Raw genomic sequence first — 18,782 nt, 5'->3', positions numbered from 1 at the left:
CTTCTACCCCAATATCCCTTTCGGCAGATTTAGTCCGAGCCAAACATCAAAAATGAAATAAATACATACCGTAGCTGCCGCACTGAAAATGGCCGCTCTTACCCATGACAGTTTTTCGACCATAACCAAAGTCACAAGCAGAAATAAACCTATGGTTAACTCCATTCCTAAATAATCACCGGCCCACAAAGAGACGGCCATCATTACCATTAAAAAACACTGCTGCCAAACGGTCGATTTTAAGACCGGCTCCTTTTGGGGATATCGTCTTCTTTTCAAAATCAACTTTACTAAATAATAAATAATCAAAGCGATCAAAATGATGATCAGGATTCTCGGAAAAAAACCGGCACCCATTAATCCGTTTTTTATTAAGAACGGGAGTTTCATAGATTGCACAAAAAAAACCAACATAAGTATTAACAGCGAAGCGCCAAATATAATTTCAACTAACATTTGTCCTCCCTTTTTCTTTTACGTCATGATGAATCAAGTGTAAACCCTATTACGCAGGTGTTAAATTCATGCAGAAATACAAAAAACGAAGTCACCCTCCTTCAGGATCACATCTCCGGTTGTCCGGTTGAATTATTTCAGATTATTCACATGTATTTAGTATGGATTAATGTTTGTTATGATAGCATCGCCAAAATCTTCTGTCAATACCGATGTTACCCTTTTCATCGACCTCCGGCGATTCCTCTCCTCACTTTATTACCTCTATTATAACAGGTGTCGTAATTAACATTATTAACATAAAGAAAGCTTTCGAGACTTTCTCGACAGCCTGACCTGTTCCGAAGAACAGGCCGGATTTGTTCATCAAATCCCTTTTTGGAGGATTCGATCTGTTGTAATTTTTCTTTTCCATCACGAACTTATTTGGGCATTCGTTCATATAAAAAGTCAACGATGTGCACGGCTTGTATTTTGTCCGTAAGATCGGCCCTTTCAATGCCAAGTTTCAATTGCAGCAAACAGCCGGGATTGCTGGTAAGCAGATATTGGGCGTCTGTTTTCCTCACATTTTCCATTTTATGGTCGAGAATTTGCGCTGCCATATCCGGATGAACCAGGTTGTATATTCCTGCTGAACCGCAGCATTGGTCAGACTGGGGCAACTCTACGAACTGAACGTTTTTGATGCGTTTCATGAGTTGGCGCGGCGCAGCGGATGACCGCATCACGTTGCGCAAATGGCAGGAATCCTGGTAAGTAATTTTTTCCCCAGGCCATGCCGCAAATTCAGGTACTCGTCCTTTTTCCAGCAAAATCAGGCTGACGTCCTTGACACGGGAGGCAAACCATTCGGATACTTCTGCCCATTGCGGATCGTCGTGCAGCAGGTGATCATATTCGCTCAATAGCGCGCCGCAGCCTCCGGCATTGGAAACGATGTAATCAACATTGGCTTCACGAAATGCGGCAATGTTGTTCACTGCCAGAATTCTGGCATGATCCATTTCGCCGCTGTGGGCATGCAGCGCGCCGCAGCAATTTTGTCCGGGCGGGATGACGACCTCGAATCCGGCTTCGGATAGCAGCCGGACAGTGTTCAGGTTCGTCTTGGTAAACAAAACGTCCATGACGCACCCTCGAAACATGCCGACGCGGGCAACCTTTTCCCCCTTTGCCGGAATAACGGTAGTGCCCAATTGTTCTATCACGCCTTTATAGGAAGCATCCGGTATAATCCGCTCCATCTGGCTCAAATTTTTGCCGAATAGCCGGGTGACCCGAAGTTTTTGCGCGAGCCGCCTGAACCCCGACTTTTGATAGATTTGCAAAGCCAAGCCGAGCATGCTCATCTTGTTCTGGCGGGGGAATAGATAATGGAACATCCACGTGTTATGACCAATTTGAATACTTGATTATTACTAAGGGTAAGGACTTTAAAGAAGTTGAAGATTCGTTGGTAATTGCTTATTCATTTCTGATATTTGGATTTATATATCGTTTATAAAGTAATTCGCAAGCGATAAATTCACAGAGCCAAAGAAAAAGAAAAGGCCGCACAAAGTGCAGCCTTTAGTCGTATAATGGTCTCCTTCTGGAAAATCCGTTTTGCAGCATTTCACACGGACCATAGAGAAAAATGTGAAAAAAAATTGACATCAAAAATTTTGCATAATATAATGTATCTGTAACAACTGTTGTTATAGCAACAAGGAGGTGGTTGTTTGAAGTTGTTAGATGAATATATCAGCATTTTTATTCACCAGACCGACTTAACCTTGACCAGTTACATTAAAAAGCAATTGGCTCCATACAACCTGGCGCCTGAACAAAATCTGGTTATGATGCTTCTTTGGGAGAAGGATGGCCTTACCCAAAATGAAATTGCGGAACTGCTGGTTAAGGATAAAACCAATGTTGCACGGATGTTGTTTAATCTTGAACAAAAAGGATTTATCCGAAGAGCATGTCCGAAAAACGACCGTCGATCATTGATCGTTTATTTGACGGAAGAAGGAAAACAACTGGGCAATCACATTATTCCTCTCACTGAGAAATTTAATGAGTTGGTAAAAAATGGGATTACAAATGAAGAATTAAAGGAACTAAAAAGAATCCTTACAAAGATAAGCCATAATGTCACATAAAATCCTGCATATCGCTGCCATCATGCAGCTCTTGTATATTCATATAGAGACTTTGCGAGCACTAAAGTTGCTATAACAACCATATACTCATTAGAGGGAGTGTCGAACGATGTACGATATTGCTGTTATCGGTGCAGGCCCTGCCGGAGCAACCGCTGCGCTCTTTGCCGCTAAAGCCGGAAAAAAAACGTTATTGATTGATAATGACAAAACCATGACGAAAAGAGCTTGGGTTGAAAACCATTATGGCGTACTCGAAATCTCAGGACCCGAGCTTGTAGAAACAGGAAAAAAACAGGCAAGCAAATTGGGGGCGGAACTGGTTACAGCTACAGTGGATAATATTACGGAAACAGAAACAGGTTTTAAAATTCATTTGGACAATCAAACCGTTGAATCGAATCAAGTGATTTTGGCTACGGGCGTCCTAACTGATCTGGCCGAAAAAATGGGCTTGGCCACAAAAGAAGGCACAGAACCGCGCATAAAGAAAGTGATCTCTGTCGACAGCCATGGTAAAACAAACAAAAAAGGCATTTGGGCGGCAGGAACTGCAGCAGGGGTAAGCGTTCATACCATTATCACAGCCGGCGATGGCGCGAAAGTGGCGATTAATGTCATAAGTGAGTTAAATGGCGAACGTTATGTTGACCATGATGTACTTAAGTCTTAATTTAATTTAGAAAGAGGGTTATTTTTATGGTGAATCAACCGGTTGCTGTTCATGCGATCATCAATGGCGAAAAAGTCGAAACAGATAAACAGTATTCCCGCGAGAATCCGACGAACCCCAACGAAATTGTCGGCTACGGCCCTGTGAACACACGCGAGGAGGCCATTGAAGCCATTGAATCTGCGGCAGCGGCTTTCCCCGATTGGAGCAAGACACCCATCGAGGAACGTATTGCACGGATGCAGCGCGCCATTGCAAAGCTAAAAGATGCTAGCCCGGAAATTTCGAAGCTTCTGTCCCGTGAGCATGGCAAACCTCTGTACGATGCAGAAGGTGAGCTTGCGATTTCCCTGATGTGGATGGAATATGCCTGCAACACGGCTAAGGAAGTGCTTAAAGATCAGGTACAGGAGCATGAGAACGGAAAAACCATTATTTCCAAAGATGCGATAGGTGTCGTTTCCGCCATAACACCATGGAATTATCCGCTCTCCCTTTCGACCATTAAAATCGCTCCGGCGCTGTTGGCGGGCAATACCATGGTGCTCAAGCCGAGCCCCCTTGCCCCGTTGGCTGTAAGCAAAGTCATTGAGATGATTGCAGCCGAGTTTCCGGCAGGCGTGCTTAACATGGTCCACGGCGAATCGGATGTGGGAGTGGAACTGACCTCTCATCCCAAGGTTTCCAAAATCGCATTCACCGGCGGAACCAAGACGGCAAAAGCCATCATGAAAGCCGCGGCAGATACTATTAAGGATATGACATTGGAATTAGGCGGAAATGATGCGGCGATTATTCTTTCTGATTTCGACGTGAACGATGAACGTGCGATGCGCCGCCTCGTGATCTCAAACTTCCTTACTGCCGGACAAATTTGTATGATTGCGAAAAGAATCTATGTCCATCGCTCAATTTATGACAAATTCGTGGAGAAATATATTGAGGCGGCGAACAAGTGGATTCGGGTGGGCGATCCCTTTAACCCGGACGTTACCGTTGGCCCGGTGAATAACGCCGGTCAGGTTAAGTTTGTACGGAGCTTAATCGACGATGCACAAAACCGGGGTGCCCAAGTGATCAAGTTGGGACGTATTCTTGATCCGGAACTGTTTGAAAAAGGTTACTTCCTGCAACCGACTGTCGTATTGGGAGCCGGATACCATGACCCTATCGTCGTGGAAGAACAGTTTGGTCCCACCGTCCCGATCCTGCCCTTCGATGATGATGACCAAGCCATCTCCTTAGTCAATGACAGTATTTATGGTCTGACGAGCTCCGTATGGGGCGAGGAAGAGCATGCCCTTAGGGTAGCACGGCGAATCGAAGCAGGTACAACCATGATTAACACCGCTGCCGTACAGGGGCTTGACGTTCGTTTTCCATTCGGCGGGGTTAAGCAGTCCGGCATAGGGCGTGAATATGGTCCGGAAGGCATTCTCTCCTATGTCGAAACTCACGTCATTAACATACCAAAGGTCGGCGAATTGCCTTATATTCCCGAATAACTATTTCCTTTTTATAAGCATGTCGTGGCTTCCTGCCTCGACATGCTTTTCTGTTTATGTTTCTCTCGGAAATGAAGGAATCGTGATTGCTTTCCGGATCGGCTGCCAGGTTTAGCCGGATTTAAAATGATTGGATTTACCAGCAAGATTTGGTACAATAATCTGAAGGTCTCCCTTATGGAGACCTATATTTACATGGGAGGGATTTCGATGGTAAGTGGCTTTAACTTCAGAGTATATGGTTTGCTTCGTAAAGGAGGGGAAATCTACTATGAACCATAGTCTTATGTATCAAGGTTCCCGGCTGCAACTGGTGAATCAGCTGGTTTATTTTGACGATGAAAAGCTGAATTTCCTCAACCAGTATTTCCCTGAGCCTAACCAAAAACGCCGCAATGTGGAGAAGACAATATCAGTATATTGTTCGACGCTTGAAAGGATTATCAAGGATCTAACCGAAGAAAATCTGAATTCCATGGCGCTCATAGGAAGCCAAGTAGATTTGCGATATCTGGACGATGGATCAACGGAATCTCTTACGATTGTATTCCCGCATCGGACGGATCCCAATAAAAACCTGATATCTTTCTTATCTCCTATAGGCTTTCAACTGCTGATGGCACAAACCAATGAAAACTATCAGCTTGTGATACCTTCCGGCGAAACCTTGGTAAGAGTGGAAAATATTAAGTTTGTTAATCACGGCGATGTACATTAACGGTTATGAGATTTAGAAGAGCAGACCTGGCAATTGGGCACGCTGCTTTTCATAAAAAAAGTCAGCTAGTGCAAAAACTGGCTGGCTTTTTGTGCATATTTTATTTATTGCGATTTCTATAAAGCAGATAGATAAAGAAGGGTGCACCCACACCCGCAGTAAACACGCCCGCGGGAATATCGAGTGGGAGAAAAGCCGTTCTGCCAAACGTGTCGGCAATCAGAAGCATCAGGCTGCCAATAAGAGCCGCTACCGGAATTAAGCCGCCAAACGAAGCGCCTACGAGCTTTCTGGCGATATGCGGAGCAATTAAGCCGATAAATCCAATCGCTCCGGCTACGGCCACGGCTGAACCCGCTAACGCCACGCTGATGAACAGCAGCATTAATCGGTGATGCTGAACAGGAGCCCCTAAAACCATCGCAATATCGTCCCCCAGCTCTTGAACATTGATGTGTCTGGAATAAATCAGGGCCAGCGGAATAAAAATAATCAACCAAGGCAGCAAAGCATACACATTATCCCACGATGCACCGTAAATACTTCCGGTTAACCAAATATAGGCCTGACCGGCTGCTTTAATAGGGCTGAGAACGATCATTAGCATGGTTAAAGAGCTTGTCGCCGCTGAAATCCCAATCCCAATCAGCACCAGCCTTGTTGGAGTAACTCCTTTATTCCATGCCAGCAAATAAATAACGATCGAGACCAAGCCGGCCCCCAAAAAAGCTGCTACCGGGAGCCACTGGATGCTTACCGTCCCCGCAAAATAGGTAATAAACGCCACTGCCGCAAATGTGGCCCCTCCTGTAATCCCGACAATATCCGGCGAGGCCAGCGGATTGCGGATAATGCCCTGAAGGATCGATCCGGAAACCCCCAGAGCCGCTCCGACCAATACAGCCAGAATAATACGGGGAAGCCTTAACGTCCCAATAATCAGCAAATTCACGGCCGTCCCTTGCCCAAGGATCGTTTTGTACACGTCCGCCAGAGAAGTACCCTTGTTGCCCAGCCCGATACTCATCATCAATACAAATAATAACAATAACGTTAACACGGAGAGCACAATCATCGTTTTCTTCTGTACAAGAAAAGAAAAGTGCCCCGTTTTGCTTCGAAAAACAACCAGCCGCTTCATTGCGAAACCCCTTTCGAGCGAAACCCCTTCCTGGCAATGTAGATAAAAAATGGCACTCCGATTAATGCCGTCATTACTCCGATCGGCAGCTCTCCAGGCATAATCACAAAACGAGCGACGATATCTGCAAGCAGCAACAAGATAGCCCCCAGTACTGCGCTGTAAGGAATAATCCAGCGATAATCAACACCCACCAGAAAGCGGGCAATGTGCGGAATAACGAGACCTACAAAGCCGATGGAACCGGCAACCGCAACAGAGCTGCCCGCCAATAAAATGACCGTAACAGCAATCGATATTTTTACAAGGCCTGTTCTTTGCCCCAATCCTTTGGCAATATCCTCTCCCGAAGAAAGAATGTTGACAGGCTGTGCCAGTACCAACGCGGCGATCCCGGCGAATATCATGTACGGCAAGACCGGAATTAACCCCTCGGCCGATTTGCCTGCGACAGAACCGGCTAACCAAAACAACACATTTTGCAAGCCCGTTTCATTGACGACCAGCATCCCTTGAGTAAAAGAAGTAAACAAGGCTGTCATCGCCGCGCCGGCTAGTACGATTTTAATCGGAGTCATGCCGTCCCGACCCAGAGAACCGAGGTAATAAACGGTCAGAGCGGCAATACCCGCTCCAAAAAAGGCGACCCATACCAATTGATCCAGGGAAGAGACCGGGAGAAAGGCTAACGCCATTACCACAAAAAAAACGGCACCCGAATTAATGCCGAAAATACTTGGAGAAGCCAAAGGATTCCGGGTCAACGCCTGCATCAGAGCGCCCGCAACGGCTAAATTCCCCCCTATCATAGCGGCAAATAAAGCGCGGGGTAACCGTGTCGTTTGGATAATCACATGTTCGTCCGATGACATATCATAATGGATAAACGACTCGATAGCCGTGAGAAAGCTGATTTTCGTTGTTCCCAGCACGATACTCAGTATAAAAGAAATCACAAGGATTAAAATACCAAACACCAAACCCGAAGCTTTTAAAGATGTCTGGTGTAATAATGGACTCACAAAGACCCTCCTCTTTGAGGTTTCATTCTCTCCACAGCCTTCATGAAACGAAGCGGAATGAAGGAAGAAACTTCTTAGAGGCTGTTGATCCCGTCGTTGTTCAACAGCCTCCTCATCAAAATATGCTATTTTAAACCATAGAATTCATAGAGATCATTTACCATCTCCATAGCCGCTAACGGGCCGGAACCGTTATTCCATACCGCCGTATCCACCTCGAATACTCTGTTGTTTTGAACGGCTTTTAATTTTTTCCACAGCGGATGCTCGCTCCATGCTTTTCTCAAATCCAGTCGGCCGTCATCTCTTGTCGTACTCGTCTGATCAAATATAATGTCTGCATCCATTTGCGGAATACTTTCCTTTGATGTGAGCTGGACTCCCCATTCCGTTCCCCTCTGGCTGGCTGGCCGGGCGATTCCCAACTCGTCCAAAACGAGAGCTGAAAATCCGGTATAAACAATTCGGGCATGATCTACCCGGAAGTCAACGATGCCGGCTTCCAATTTTAATTTATCGCCCATTTTCTCCTTAAAATCGGCTACCTTCCGATTCCACTCTTCCAGAAATTTTTTCTCTTCATCCTTTTTGTTTAAAGCTTCTGATGTCAGAGTCAACGTATCCTTCCACAAATGAACCTCTTCTGTCATGACTGTTGGCGCGATGGCCGATAATTGCTTATAAATCTTCTCATGGCGTGTCTTGGAAGCGATAATCAAGTCCGGCTGAATTGAAGCCAATTTTTCCAAGTCCGGCTGGTTTTCCGAACCCAGGTTAGTTACCCCTTCCATCTGGGCTCTGATGTAATTGTACCAGGGTTGTTCGATCCAGGATTCAACGGCTCCCACAGGCTTAACTTTCAGCGCCAAGGCAGCGTCCGTAGCCCCTTGAAACAGGGTGACCACGTTTTTAGGCGTGCCTTTAATTTCAGTCGTGCCCATGGCATGTTGAACGACTCTGGCGTCCTGATTTTCGGTTTCTGGTACTTGTGGCGGCTGAGAAGCCTCTCCCCCCTGCTGATTCCCCCCGCAGCCGGCGATCACGAGCATCAATACGAACATCGCCGCCAGCATCAATACTAATTTTTGGCGTCTAACCATTTGTGTACCTCTCCTTTTTCTCTTGGTGTACCTATTAATGATATTGATTCTTATTCTCATTATAAGGATGTACCACATAATGAACATGGAGATTTTTGATCACTTTTTGGACAATACAGATCTTTCTGCAGCGGCATCTGCCATCAGCAGCTGGTGCATTTTGTCCAGAAATAAATCATGTGACAGAGGATTATAGCTTGTATAAAGATGCTGGCTGTCATACATAAAATAAACTTTTTTGTTCCTGACCGCTTTTAGCGCATGCCATTGTTTGTTGGCATATAACGCGCATACTTCATTCCGGATGGCCTGATCCATATGTGCAGTACCATCGTGCCTGTAGCTGGTTAACAGGATACGATCCGCTTCAAACTCCAACAAATCCTCCAGCAATATCTCCTTATAGTGAGCAATCCCCGATACACCTTTGGGAGCGGCCAACCCTAAATCGCCATAAAGAACCGACCCCATGTTTCGCAGACCATACACGCACATTTTCCCTTCGCCAATGCCAACAATTAAGAAGGTTTCATCTCCTATTTTGCTTTTGATTTGTTTTCGGATCGTGTCCGCTTTCCAATCGTAACGCTCCAGCCAATCGTTTGCTTCCTTTTCTTTGCCGACGATCTTTGCTATCGTCTGAAAATGAACTCTCCAGTCTTTGGAAAAATGAAGCGTTATCGTCGGTGCGATTTGATTAAATATTCTCTCCTTCGGTGATTTTTCCACTTGGCGGGAACCGCTCGCCACAATTAAGTCCGGCTTGGCGGTCATCAGTCTTTCCAAATCGGGATTGAAGTGGCCGACGGCTATGGTATTGCGCAACCGGGTAGTGATGGGGTAAGCGTTATTGATGATAGCGGCATAAGGCTCGATGTCCAGCGCAATCAAATGACCTGTAGTTTGATGATTAAGCGAAGCAATTTTACCGGAATATTTAATTTTTTTCACATAATTCATCGGCGAGCAGCCTGTTTCTGCCTTAAACTTGCGGCTGAAATAAAATTCATCGCTAAAGCCAACGCTTTGGGCAATCGAACGAAACGATTCGCCGGACTGGACCAGCAATTGCTTGGCTTGATTAATCCGGATTTCAGTCAAAACTTTCATCGGACTTTTTTTAACCTGTTTTTTGAAGGCCCGCGAGAAATAATCCGCACTCAAACCTGTCATTTCAGCAAGCTTTTCCCGGGTTATGTTTAAAGGATAGTACTGTTCCATATAATCTAATGTAAGACGAATCGCTTGCTGCAAATCCGACTTCTCTTCCTGAATGGTATCCTTGAATAGCGTGATGATCATTTCTTGAAACATAATATTCGCTTTCATGGCATCCCAGCTATTGTCACCACGATGTTTTGTCTCCATCTTTTGAACCATGTCGATCAGAAACTGAAAATGCGAAGCAAACAGTTCATCCGGACATTTCAATTCCGCAAGAACGAAATGCCCCCGGCCCGCAGGCCGCAGCGCATAAAACCGTATGTAATAATAATCCGCCTGCTCATTTTGAATGAACAGTTTGACATAGGTGCCGGGAGATACGATAAAAATCTTCTGCCGCTGCAAGGAATAGCTCCGTCCGTCGATGACAATGCTTCCTTCGGCTTCCTTAAAAAGCAGCATGCCGTACAACGAATGATCATGTTGAAATATGGACTCATTCGAGTTTACGTGTTGAATATCTTCCAGTCTAAACTGGCAAGCAGCGAGCTGCATTGAAAGATGTGAGCCGTTGTCCATTTGTACTCGTCCTTTTTCGTGAATAATAATCATTCTCATTATATATGATTTCGACAAATCTTTCCCGATTTCCTTGTTCGGATCCGTTTTTTATTATTCCTTCAGAACGGCTGCATCGGCAACGATTTTTCTTGCAACCGTCTGGTTGATCAGCAAGAAAACGGCGGAAAAAATAAAAATCATCGGCAAACCAAAATAAGACGCGACCACTCCCATCCCCATGGACCCTACCATACCTCCCAGAAACAAGGCACAATGGGAATAGCTGAATGTACAGCTTTCCATGCCATTCGGCGCATAGCGACGAATCAGGACATGGATGGAAGGGGTCATGCCGCCAAGGAACACACCCGTACAGAATCGCAGCACAATGAGCTGCCATAATTCCTGAACAATGCTTGGCACGGATGAGCATTAATTTACGTCCATACCAGTCTCCAAGCTTTCCCCATACCAATGAAAAAAAAGTGGTCAGCAGGTTTGCCCCGAAAATAAGGCCCGACCATATACGGACTTCTTCAGTGTCAGTGAGTCCTAATTGCTACAAATGCTTCACCTTTGGACAGTTTGAACAGTAGCCTTCGTCAGGAGAAACTTTATAGTAGAAACAGCATGTCTTTCGCATACGAACCGGTTGAACTGCAGAAGAAATCGTACATGCAGGATAGTAATACCTTGCCATTGGATTATCCGTTTCCCCGAATAAGATCCCGGGCGCTGTACTAATCAGATATTTGAAATCCTCCTGTATGCGCTTGTTTTCCTGTAAGTCGGACCCTTCCCCCATTCGTTTCTCATAGAGCGAATATAAACGAACAGCCGTATTTTCCCATAAAATAGCCATTGGAATATCGGCGGCCTCCGAAATGGAACGCCACAGTTTTGCCAAATGCCCCGCGAACAGATTTCTTATCGTTTCATCGCGCCATTCATCCCGCTTCCCTGCCGCGGGTTCGTTCACCTGCAAATCTGGCGCGCATAGACGGGCAGACCACGATTTTTTGAGCGTTGCGGACGATTCAAGAAGGCTGCTTTCAATAGATAAATCCAATCCTTTATTATACATCGTCATAGCGTATAACCCGGGAGCAAGGGTTAAAAAAGCATACCTCTTGGCGAATTGCGAGGCGGTAATCATTCTTGACGGAGACTGGAGAACCATAGTTAATTCATCCAAGTAGGACGCACATTTTTCACCGTCAAGCAAATCGACGATTCGGATCGAACTCGTGGAATGGGGCGACTGCTCTATGGAAAAATAAAAATTTTTTATTACGTATTCCAATTCCCCCACTTCAAGCCGGGACTGCGTTTTCACCTGATTTCCTCCCTATGTCACGCTGCTTCGCATGGAGCGGATTCACAGCCGTGCCGTTGGTCATGATACTGATTATTATTATTAATGCAAAAAAAATGATTGAACATGGACATTTGCGCCCGATTTTTGGAATAATAGGACATTAGTACCCCGGCAGTTTCTTGATGGTTTCAGTTAAAGCATGCAAAAGCACCGGACGCGCCCTATAAAGGGCCGTCCGGTGCTTCAGTTCCCGGGTATTGAATGGGTGAATACTATGCAAAGCCCGCAAGGTTACGGAAGCAATTTCAGCTCCGCCCAGTGCGGATGTGCTTCAAGACGCCGTTCCATGTCACGGAATGCCTGGAGCGAGCGGCTCAGCTTCAAGTAGGCGTCGCCCCCTTCGCTCCAGCCCTGAAAGCCGATCATCCCATCATAACCAATCCTTTTCAGCTGTCCAAGCAGTGCGAAATTGTCCAGCTCGCCTTCATCCAACGGCTCGATCGTCGCAACGTTGCCAAAACCGTGCGGATTCCGGCGGCTGCCGGACAGGTTCACTTGCTTCAGATACGGCGCCACCTCATCCAGTATGCCCGCCAGGTTGCTCCCGTCGACGGCGTACCAGTGGTAGCCGCAGAACACGATACCCAAACGGGGATGGCTCAACCGTTTGCACAGCCGCACCGCATCTTCGTGGCGTTCGACCCAGAAGGAAAGGTGCGTATACAGCAGGATATCGATGTTTCTCCGCTCGCAAATCTCGAGCGCTTTTTCCAGCCACTTCACCACGGCGTCGTCACCCGCCGGATCCGAAGGGCGCAGATGGCTTCCTGCGGACTGGATCGCCAGCTCGACCGTCGAACATCCTTCAAGCGTCTCCAGCATCTTCAGAATGCCTTCGTTTCTCGGATGGCTCTCGCCTAAAGAGAGATCCAAGACGACGTACACACCGGCCACGTCCAGCCCGTATTTCCCTTTGACGCTGCCGAGCTTCGCCGCATCCCGCCACCGCTCTCCGTGCCAGATGGACAAATGCATCGCATCGTACCCGATCTCTTTGAGCATCTCGCATCGGGTTTCAAAGCTGTAAATTCCCATGGAGTTGTAAAAAGAAAAATCCATTGCATAAACACGGTAAGCCATTCGTTGCCTGCTCCTCCTTTTCGGTAAATCAATCCTGGGGATTGAATACGTCAGCCTTTTTGCTATTGCGTGACCGAATCGCTGTAGGTTTGCCCTAACTCATACGCGCGTTGTAACAAACTCTCGTAATGCTTGTTGATTTCATCCTCGCTTTCCATCTCTTCAGCCAGCGTGTTATAGAAAAACGCCACTTCCGACTGAGAGATGCCCGTATATCCTGCCAGACCGACATTCAAATATTGGGATATCATCGTATCGAAGCTTCGTTTTTTTAAGCTTGCTTCGGTCTCCCCGACAAGCGGAATCCACAATACTTTTTTGTGTGGCAGGCGTGCTCCTCCATAAGCAAAACCATAGTTCCATGTACGGTCTATATAGCCTTTCGTAATCGCCGGCAAGGAATACCACCAAACCGGAAAGATGAACGCGAGTCCTTCGTTTCTTTTCAGCCTTTCCATTTCAGCTTGCACACGAGCGGAATAGCTCTTTCGTGGGTTATCCCAATCAGGTTCATCTTTTTCAAAGACGAGCGGATGAAATTCTTCCCCGTACAGATCCGCCATCTCCACTTCATGTCCGGCATCGGTGAGTCCTTGAACAAAACGTTCGGCAACGGAAAATGTAAGAGATTCCCTTCTGGGATGCGAAACGATCGTCAGCACTTTCATATCAGTCACTCCCCGACAGATTTTGGTGAAACGGACCGGTCGCGCGGCTAACGGGACCGGGGCTTTCCTGTTCACGAATTTTCCTGCTGCTTACCGGTTATTGCGGGAAAATGCGGAAGGACTTCTTCTCCCAATTCTTCAATGACTTCTTCAACCGGCCGGTGCCCATATTTCAAGTTGATAATCACATGATTGACACCGACGCTTTTAAGAAACTGAATAAATTCAATCAGCGGATTGCGTCCGATACGGAATCCTAGATGGATGGGGACCGGTCTATGATTCGGATCCTCCATCAAATCGATATATAAGGACTGGCTGAACGGTTTAAACTGATCGGTGTAGGAACGCCAATTTTTGATCAGTTCCGCTTGGAACTGCACGTTTCGCGGATAATACATCCAGCCGTCGCCATTTTGGGCAATCCATTCGACGGACTGTGAGCTGTGGCCGGTTACCAGCACCGGGATATCCGAAAGACGCGGTTTGGGCAAAAGGTCTCCGAGCGACATTTCGACGCGCTGCGTCCGGATCGCCGGGAAGTTCTCCCCCCACACTTTTCTCATGACGGAAAGGGCTTCTTGAAACAACGGGCCCCGCTCTTCGAAATCAACGGAGAAGGCCGGGAATTCTATAGGACGATCCCCGGTCGCCACCCCGAGAACCAGGCGTTCGCCGGATATGTGATCAACGGAAGCGGCTGCTTTAGCCACATGCAAGGGGTGACGCAAGGTGAGAATAACGCTTGCGGTGCCCAAAGCGATGTTTTGGGTATGGGCGGCGATATACCCTAAATAAACCCAGGGATCATACATTTGGCCCACATCCCCAAAATGAGGGTCATACATCGGAACATCCCTGACGAACAGCGCGGCAAAATTGAGCTCCTCCGCTCTTTTGGCCAGTTTCATTTGCTTTTCTATGTTCATCTCCGGAATACTGCCTGCGTATGATTCCAAAGGAAAGAACAATCCGAGAGTCAAATGGTTTTCTTTAAACATGCGTGAAAATCCTTTATGATTTTCAAACTTGTTCATATTCGTACCTCCTAATCATTAATTATAGATATCTATAAATATCGATATAATAATAAAATAAAAATCCATATCCTGCAACCATAAAGAAAGTGGAAAACAAAAAATTTGATTACAATTCTTTGTTTATCCCTTCCAACACTTTTTTGATATTTTCCTCATCCCTTTTATAATAAGTAAATTGCCCAATACGCTTTGCTTTTATCAATCCGGCGTTCTGCAGCATGGACAAGTAAAGGGACACCGTGGATTGCGACAACCCCACTTTTTTGTGGATGTCGCTCACGCAAACCCCGTCTTCATGAATATCCCCGCTTTGCGGTTTGGGAAAATGAATCTCCGGATCTTTTAACCACTGCAAGATCAGCATTCTCGTTTCATTAGACAAGGCTTTAAATACTTCCAAAAGTTCCATGGCTTCCTCCAGATACATAAAATTTAAACGTATTATTCATATGACTCCAGTTTTCCACTGCATTTTAAGCGAAATCCTGCTGCGTTGACTGAGTTTTTGAATGCTAAAAAACCGGATGGACTCCGATGGATTGGAGAAATCCCGTTATACTCATTCTAACACTACATCCTGACCGAGTGGAATACCATGATTGAAGATTCTATCTTTAAAAAACAAAAAATCCTTGATAATTCAAGGATTTTTTGTTTTATTTATGAAGGTGCCTGAAGGATACGTAATATGATTCAAGGCTTCAAGACGAATTTAATGCTTTCGTCCATATGGTTGTAAAACGTGTTGTACGCGTTGTGCGCTTGATCCAGCGGCACTTTATGCGTGACGATCTCCGACGGATCGAACTCACCGGCTGTAATTTTTTGAAACAGCATCGGCATGTAATGAATCACGGGGGCCTGTCCCATGGTAAGCTTCACGTTTCGTTCCCAAAGGTTTCCGAACATGAACTGGTTATATTTAGAACCGTATACTCCCGTAATCTGAATCGTGCCGAATTTTCTCACCGCGTTCATTGCGATGTTGAGCGGGCTGAGCGTTCCGCCGACCAGCTTGGCCTTCTGCTCTTCCTCCTCCAATGGCGTCTTCTTGCCGTCCATGCCTACGCAATCGATGACGACATCCGCCCCACCGCTCGTGATTTCTTTGATATGCAGCCCCGTGTCATTAAACTGTTCGAAGTTAAAAATCTCGACGTTGTTTATTTTTTTGGCATAGTTCAGCCGGTATGGAAGATTGTCGACCGCGATGACCCGTTTGGCCCCTTTCATCCAGGCAAATTTTTGCGCCATCAAGCCGACGGGGCCGCAGCCGAGCACCACGACCGTATCCCCCTGCTTCACGCCGCCGTTGTCCACGCTCCAATAGGCTGTCGGCAGCACGTCGGATAGGAACAGCAGCTTCTCATCCTCCAATTCGCATGATTCCGGAATGACGAACGGCATGAAATTGCCATAGGGCACGTAAAGCAATTCGGCTTGTCCGCCCCAATAATTCCCGTAACGTTCGGTGAATCCGAAATAAGCTCCCGTATCCACTTGAGGATTGGGGTTGGAATTGTCGCATTGGCTCTCCATTTCATGCTGGCAGTAAAAACAGCTGCCGCACGAGATATTGAACGGCAGCACGACCCGGTCGCCTTTCTTGACCCTTGTCACATCAGGGCCTACTTCTTCGACGACGCCCATCGGTTCATGTCCGACCACGTATCCGGGTTGGGCCTGAATCGCCCCCTGGTAAATATGGAGATCGGAACCGCATATGGCAGTCGAGGTGATCCGGACGATGATCCCGTCTTTTTTCTGAATTGTCGGATCGGCAACCTGTTTCACCTGCATATTCTTTACGCCTTCATAAGTTACAGCCTTCATCGTCGCCCTCCTGTTTATGGCATCCTTTGTTTTTGCACACTGCACATATCTTGCACCCGGAGAAGACGGATTATACGCTGCAGGGTAACGGAACGCAATGACAACAAAGGATAACTGTCGACACGGTATTTGCATTTGATATAATAAAATATAAGTAATGGTGAGATGGTCAGAACATACAATCCATCATTCTCTGTTTATACCGGGAGACCGGCCAGTGCTCCCGCTCCCACTCATTCTTATTATTTAACGGCTAACGTTATGGAGGTATGGACTTGAATGAAAAAAATCCGCGCTTGATCCAATCGGTTAAGCGAGCCCTTGATATTATTAATTGTTTCGATTCTTTAAACGTTCAATTATCCCTGAGCGAAATCAGTGAAAAGCTTCATTTGAATATCAGCACGGTTTATGGCATCATTAACACCCTTTGCGCCTATTCCTACATTGATAAAAATCCCAACAACGGCAAATATAAATTGGGGCTGGAATTTCTGCTCAAGGCGAATCTGGTTTCGGAAAGCCTTGATCTTAAAGAAATCGGATATCCCTACTTGACCGAATTGACCAAAAAATATCATGAAACGACCCACTTGTATGTTTATCAGAATAAGCAAATTTTCTGTGTGGGCAAGGTAGAATCGCCAAGCAATTACTTTATTATCAGCTCAAGAGCCGGCAGCAAGCTTCCGATGCATGCTTCGGCGTCGGGTAAAGTCTTTCTCGCGAACATGTCCAGTGAGGAACTGGAGGAGTTTTTGGATAAATACAAGTTCACCAAGCTGACTGACAATACAATTACGAATAAGAAGCAGCTAATGAAATGCTTGCAGGAAATCAGGAATCAAGGGTACAGTATTGAAAACGAGGAAATTGAGGAAGGCGCATACAGTATAGCCGCCCCCATCAAAAATTCGACGGGACAGGTTGTCGGCACGATCAGTATTGTCGGTTCCTTAACCCGTATGAAGGAGAACGAAGAAAATATCCGAACTGATCTGCTGAAGGCGGCTTGCTCCATCTCCAGCCAGTTCGGATACCATCAGAAACTTGAATCTTAATTATTCTGCTCTACAGCCAGTTGAAGAAGCGTGTGGTACAGCACCTCCGCACCCGCACGGCAGTCCTCCGGGGAGCTCCATTCCTGCGGGGAATGGCTGATGCCGTCCCGGGAACGTACGAATATCATGCCGATGGGACATAATCCGCCGAATTGCATGCCGTCGTGACCGGCTCCGCTGACAAGTGTCAGCACAGGCAGCCCGGCCCGCTTGCACCCCTCTTCAATGATGGCCCTGATACCGGGAGAGCACGGCGAAGGCGCAACCCTTTGCAGCGTGCTGATCCGAAGCTCGATCCCGGACGCCTGGCAGACCTCATGGGCAAAGGTATGGATAGCTTGTTCGAGCCGGTCCCGCACGGCAAGCTCGATATCTCTCAAATCCAGCGTAAACTCCACCTGCTGGGGAATGACATTAATGCCGCCGGGAATAACGCGCGCTTTTCCGACCGTAGCTACGGCATTTGTGTATTTCTTTGTTTCCTGATAAATATATCCCATTATTTCGGCGGCCGCCTGCATCGGGTCCCTTCTTGCATTCATTGGCGTTGCCCCGGCATGGCCGGCTTCGCCGGTCAAAGTAAACTGCTGCCACAGCGGCCCGGCAATCCCCGATACGACGCCGACGGGTAAGCCTCTGCTTTCCAGAATCTTACCCTGTTCAATATGAAGCTCAACATAAGCCTTGACCTGCTCGGGGCTCCTCGCAGCTTCGGCAATTCGGGCGGGGTCCAGGCCCGCCTCCTGCATCGCTTGCCGAATGGTAATCTGCCGCTCATCGGCATGCTCTAAATGCTCTGCCTGAAGCGTTCCGGCCAAGGCCCGGCTCCCGATCATGCCGAAGCCGAATCTGGCGCCCTCTTCATCGGTAAAGGCAATGACCTCTATCGGATGGGTGGTCGTGATTCCCCGCTCGTTCATTTGCTGCAAGACTTCAATCGACGCCAGGACGCCAAGCGCTCCGTCAAACTTTCCTCCATCGGGAACCGTATCGATATGCGAACCGGTCAAAACAACGGGAGCCAGCGGATCGCGTCCTTCCTTGCGCCCGATGACATTGCCGGCGGCATCCTCACGTACGTCCAGGCCGGCTTCCTTCATATAAGCGATCACCTGATTTTTGGCCTGTCTTTCCGCCTCGGTAAACGAAAACCTTGTCACCCCTCCGCTGTGAGTCTGTCCGCCAATCGCGCTTAGTTCCATCAGCCTTGCCCACAATCGATCGCGAGTCATCCC

General features: G+C 47.0%; 19 protein-coding genes. 5 read left to right on the top strand and 14 right to left on the bottom strand.

All coding sequences use genetic code 11. The annotated features are described in order from the left end of the window. Positions 1-3 precede the first annotated feature (3 nt). Positions 4-456, bottom strand: a complete 453-nt coding sequence (locus tag BLT35_RS01665; RefSeq protein WP_062408765.1) for a tripartite tricarboxylate transporter TctB family protein — start codon at positions 454-456, stop codon at positions 4-6. A 422-nt stretch (positions 457-878) separates the two neighbouring features. Continuing rightward, positions 879-1,841: a (Fe-S)-binding protein gene (locus tag BLT35_RS01660; protein WP_083351141.1), complete on the bottom strand. Its 963-nt coding sequence runs from the start codon at positions 1,839-1,841 to the stop codon at positions 879-881. Positions 1,842-2,180: 339 nt separating this feature from the next. Between BLT35_RS01660 and BLT35_RS01655 the strand changes: the two genes are divergently transcribed. The 4 genes from BLT35_RS01655 (at position 2,181) to BLT35_RS01640 (ending at position 5,499) form a co-directional block, all read left to right on the top strand. Further along, a complete protein-coding gene (locus tag BLT35_RS01655) occupies positions 2,181-2,603 on the top strand; it encodes a MarR family winged helix-turn-helix transcriptional regulator (protein WP_062408767.1) in 423 nt (140 codons plus the stop codon). A 109-nt stretch (positions 2,604-2,712) separates the two neighbouring features. Continuing rightward, entirely contained in the window at positions 2,713-3,276 is a 564-nt protein-coding gene (locus BLT35_RS01650) for an FAD-dependent oxidoreductase (RefSeq protein ID WP_074726858.1), read from the top strand. 26 nt (positions 3,277-3,302) lie between these two features. After that, a complete protein-coding gene (locus BLT35_RS01645) occupies positions 3,303-4,781 on the top strand; it encodes an aldehyde dehydrogenase family protein (RefSeq protein ID WP_062408769.1) in 1,479 nt (492 codons plus the stop codon). 271 nt (positions 4,782-5,052) lie between these two features. After that, a complete protein-coding gene (locus BLT35_RS01640; protein WP_062408770.1) occupies positions 5,053-5,499 on the top strand; it encodes a GreA/GreB family elongation factor in 447 nt (148 codons plus the stop codon). A 100-nt stretch (positions 5,500-5,599) separates the two neighbouring features. Here the strand turns inward: BLT35_RS01640 and BLT35_RS01635 are convergent, their stop codons facing one another. From BLT35_RS01635 to BLT35_RS01585, 11 genes are all read right to left on the bottom strand, one after another. Further along, complete coding sequence (locus BLT35_RS01635) at positions 5,600-6,640, bottom strand: FecCD family ABC transporter permease (RefSeq protein ID WP_062408771.1); 1,041 nt, start codon at positions 6,638-6,640, stop codon at positions 5,600-5,602. Then, positions 6,637-7,662 carry a FecCD family ABC transporter permease gene (locus tag BLT35_RS01630; protein WP_062408772.1) on the bottom strand — a complete coding sequence of 342 codons (1,026 nt, stop codon included), beginning with the start codon at positions 7,660-7,662 and terminating at the stop codon, positions 6,637-6,639. The genes BLT35_RS01635 and BLT35_RS01630 overlap by 4 nt, the downstream gene beginning before the upstream one ends. 125 nt (positions 7,663-7,787) lie before the next feature. Then, positions 7,788-8,762: an ABC transporter substrate-binding protein gene (locus BLT35_RS01625; protein WP_062408773.1), complete on the bottom strand. Its 975-nt coding sequence runs from the start codon at positions 8,760-8,762 to the stop codon at positions 7,788-7,790. A 99-nt stretch (positions 8,763-8,861) separates the two neighbouring features. Then, positions 8,862-10,538: a helix-turn-helix domain-containing protein gene (locus tag BLT35_RS01620; RefSeq protein WP_254777491.1), complete on the bottom strand. Its 1,677-nt coding sequence runs from the start codon at positions 10,536-10,538 to the stop codon at positions 8,862-8,864. Positions 10,539-10,598: 60 nt separating this feature from the next. After that, on the bottom strand, positions 10,599-10,910 hold the full coding sequence (locus BLT35_RS01615; RefSeq protein ID WP_062408774.1) for an MFS transporter: 312 nt from the start codon (positions 10,908-10,910) through the stop codon (positions 10,599-10,601). A gap of 136 nt (positions 10,911-11,046) precedes the next feature. Continuing rightward, positions 11,047-11,823: an IucA/IucC family C-terminal-domain containing protein gene (locus BLT35_RS01610; protein WP_074726857.1), complete on the bottom strand. Its 777-nt coding sequence runs from the start codon at positions 11,821-11,823 to the stop codon at positions 11,047-11,049. A 273-nt stretch (positions 11,824-12,096) separates the two neighbouring features. Then, a complete protein-coding gene (locus BLT35_RS01605) occupies positions 12,097-12,945 on the bottom strand; it encodes a sugar phosphate isomerase/epimerase family protein (protein WP_054817851.1) in 849 nt (282 codons plus the stop codon). Between the two features lie 62 nt (positions 12,946-13,007). Continuing rightward, complete coding sequence (locus tag BLT35_RS01600; protein WP_062408776.1) at positions 13,008-13,613, bottom strand: NAD(P)H oxidoreductase; 606 nt, start codon at positions 13,611-13,613, stop codon at positions 13,008-13,010. 71 nt (positions 13,614-13,684) lie between these two features. Beyond that, entirely contained in the window at positions 13,685-14,650 is a 966-nt protein-coding gene (locus BLT35_RS01595; protein WP_054817850.1) for an LLM class oxidoreductase, read from the bottom strand. A gap of 109 nt (positions 14,651-14,759) precedes the next feature. Then, positions 14,760-15,062 (bottom strand): ArsR/SmtB family transcription factor, encoded by a 303-nt coding sequence (locus tag BLT35_RS01590; protein WP_062410945.1) that lies wholly within the window; start codon positions 15,060-15,062, stop codon positions 14,760-14,762. A 284-nt stretch (positions 15,063-15,346) separates the two neighbouring features. Next, entirely contained in the window at positions 15,347-16,486 is a 1,140-nt protein-coding gene (locus tag BLT35_RS01585) for a zinc-dependent alcohol dehydrogenase (protein WP_062408777.1), read from the bottom strand. 269 nt (positions 16,487-16,755) lie between these two features. Here BLT35_RS01585 and BLT35_RS01580 point away from each other — a divergent pair, with 269 nt between their 5' ends. Continuing rightward, complete coding sequence (locus BLT35_RS01580) at positions 16,756-17,547, top strand: IclR family transcriptional regulator (protein ID WP_083351140.1); 792 nt, start codon at positions 16,756-16,758, stop codon at positions 17,545-17,547. On the opposite strand, the gene BLT35_RS01575 is transcribed toward BLT35_RS01580, so the two are convergent. Continuing rightward, positions 17,544-18,779 carry a Zn-dependent hydrolase gene (locus BLT35_RS01575; protein WP_074726855.1) on the bottom strand — a complete coding sequence of 412 codons (1,236 nt, stop codon included), beginning with the start codon at positions 18,777-18,779 and terminating at the stop codon, positions 17,544-17,546. The two genes, BLT35_RS01580 and BLT35_RS01575, sit on opposite strands and share 4 nt — an antisense overlap. Positions 18,780-18,782: the final 3 nt, after the last annotated feature.

The sequence above is a fragment of the Paenibacillus naphthalenovorans genome, from assembly GCF_900099895.1.
Taxonomy (GTDB): domain Bacteria; phylum Bacillota; class Bacilli; order Paenibacillales; family NBRC-103111; genus Paenibacillus_G; species Paenibacillus_G naphthalenovorans.
The sequence above is the reverse complement of the archived record's forward strand: the minus strand, read 5'-3'. Positions and strand labels throughout refer to the sequence as shown.

Excerpts from the sequence above, each read along its gene's own strand:
- BLT35_RS01645 (WP_062408769.1), top strand. The coding sequence starts at position 3,303 with ATGGTGAATCAACCGGTTGCTGTTCATGCGATCATCAATGGCGAAAAA.
- BLT35_RS01575 (WP_074726855.1), bottom strand. The coding sequence starts at position 18,779 with ATGACTCGCGATCGATTGTGGGCAAGGCTGATGGAACTAAGCGCGATT.
- BLT35_RS01665 (WP_062408765.1), bottom strand. The coding sequence starts at position 456 with ATGTTAGTTGAAATTATATTTGGCGCTTCGCTGTTAATACTTATGTTG.
- BLT35_RS01660 (WP_083351141.1), bottom strand. The coding sequence starts at position 1,841 with ATGTTCCATTATCTATTCCCCCGCCAGAACAAGATGAGCATGCTCGGC.
- BLT35_RS01585 (WP_062408777.1), bottom strand. The coding sequence starts at position 16,486 with ATGAAGGCTGTAACTTATGAAGGCGTAAAGAATATGCAGGTGAAACAG.
- BLT35_RS01620 (WP_254777491.1), bottom strand. The coding sequence starts at position 10,538 with ATGATTATTATTCACGAAAAAGGACGAGTACAAATGGACAACGGCTCA.
- BLT35_RS01635 (WP_062408771.1), bottom strand. The coding sequence starts at position 6,640 with ATGAAGCGGCTGGTTGTTTTTCGAAGCAAAACGGGGCACTTTTCTTTT.
- BLT35_RS01650 (WP_074726858.1), top strand. The coding sequence starts at position 2,713 with ATGTACGATATTGCTGTTATCGGTGCAGGCCCTGCCGGAGCAACCGCT.
- BLT35_RS01590 (WP_062410945.1), bottom strand. The coding sequence starts at position 15,062 with ATGGAACTTTTGGAAGTATTTAAAGCCTTGTCTAATGAAACGAGAATG.
- BLT35_RS01640 (WP_062408770.1), top strand. The coding sequence starts at position 5,053 with ATGAACCATAGTCTTATGTATCAAGGTTCCCGGCTGCAACTGGTGAAT.
- BLT35_RS01625 (WP_062408773.1), bottom strand. The coding sequence starts at position 8,762 with ATGGTTAGACGCCAAAAATTAGTATTGATGCTGGCGGCGATGTTCGTA.
- BLT35_RS01580 (WP_083351140.1), top strand. The coding sequence starts at position 16,756 with ATGGACTTGAATGAAAAAAATCCGCGCTTGATCCAATCGGTTAAGCGA.
- BLT35_RS01600 (WP_062408776.1), bottom strand. The coding sequence starts at position 13,613 with ATGAAAGTGCTGACGATCGTTTCGCATCCCAGAAGGGAATCTCTTACA.
- BLT35_RS01595 (WP_054817850.1), bottom strand. The coding sequence starts at position 14,650 with ATGAACAAGTTTGAAAATCATAAAGGATTTTCACGCATGTTTAAAGAA.
- BLT35_RS01605 (WP_054817851.1), bottom strand. The coding sequence starts at position 12,945 with ATGGCTTACCGTGTTTATGCAATGGATTTTTCTTTTTACAACTCCATG.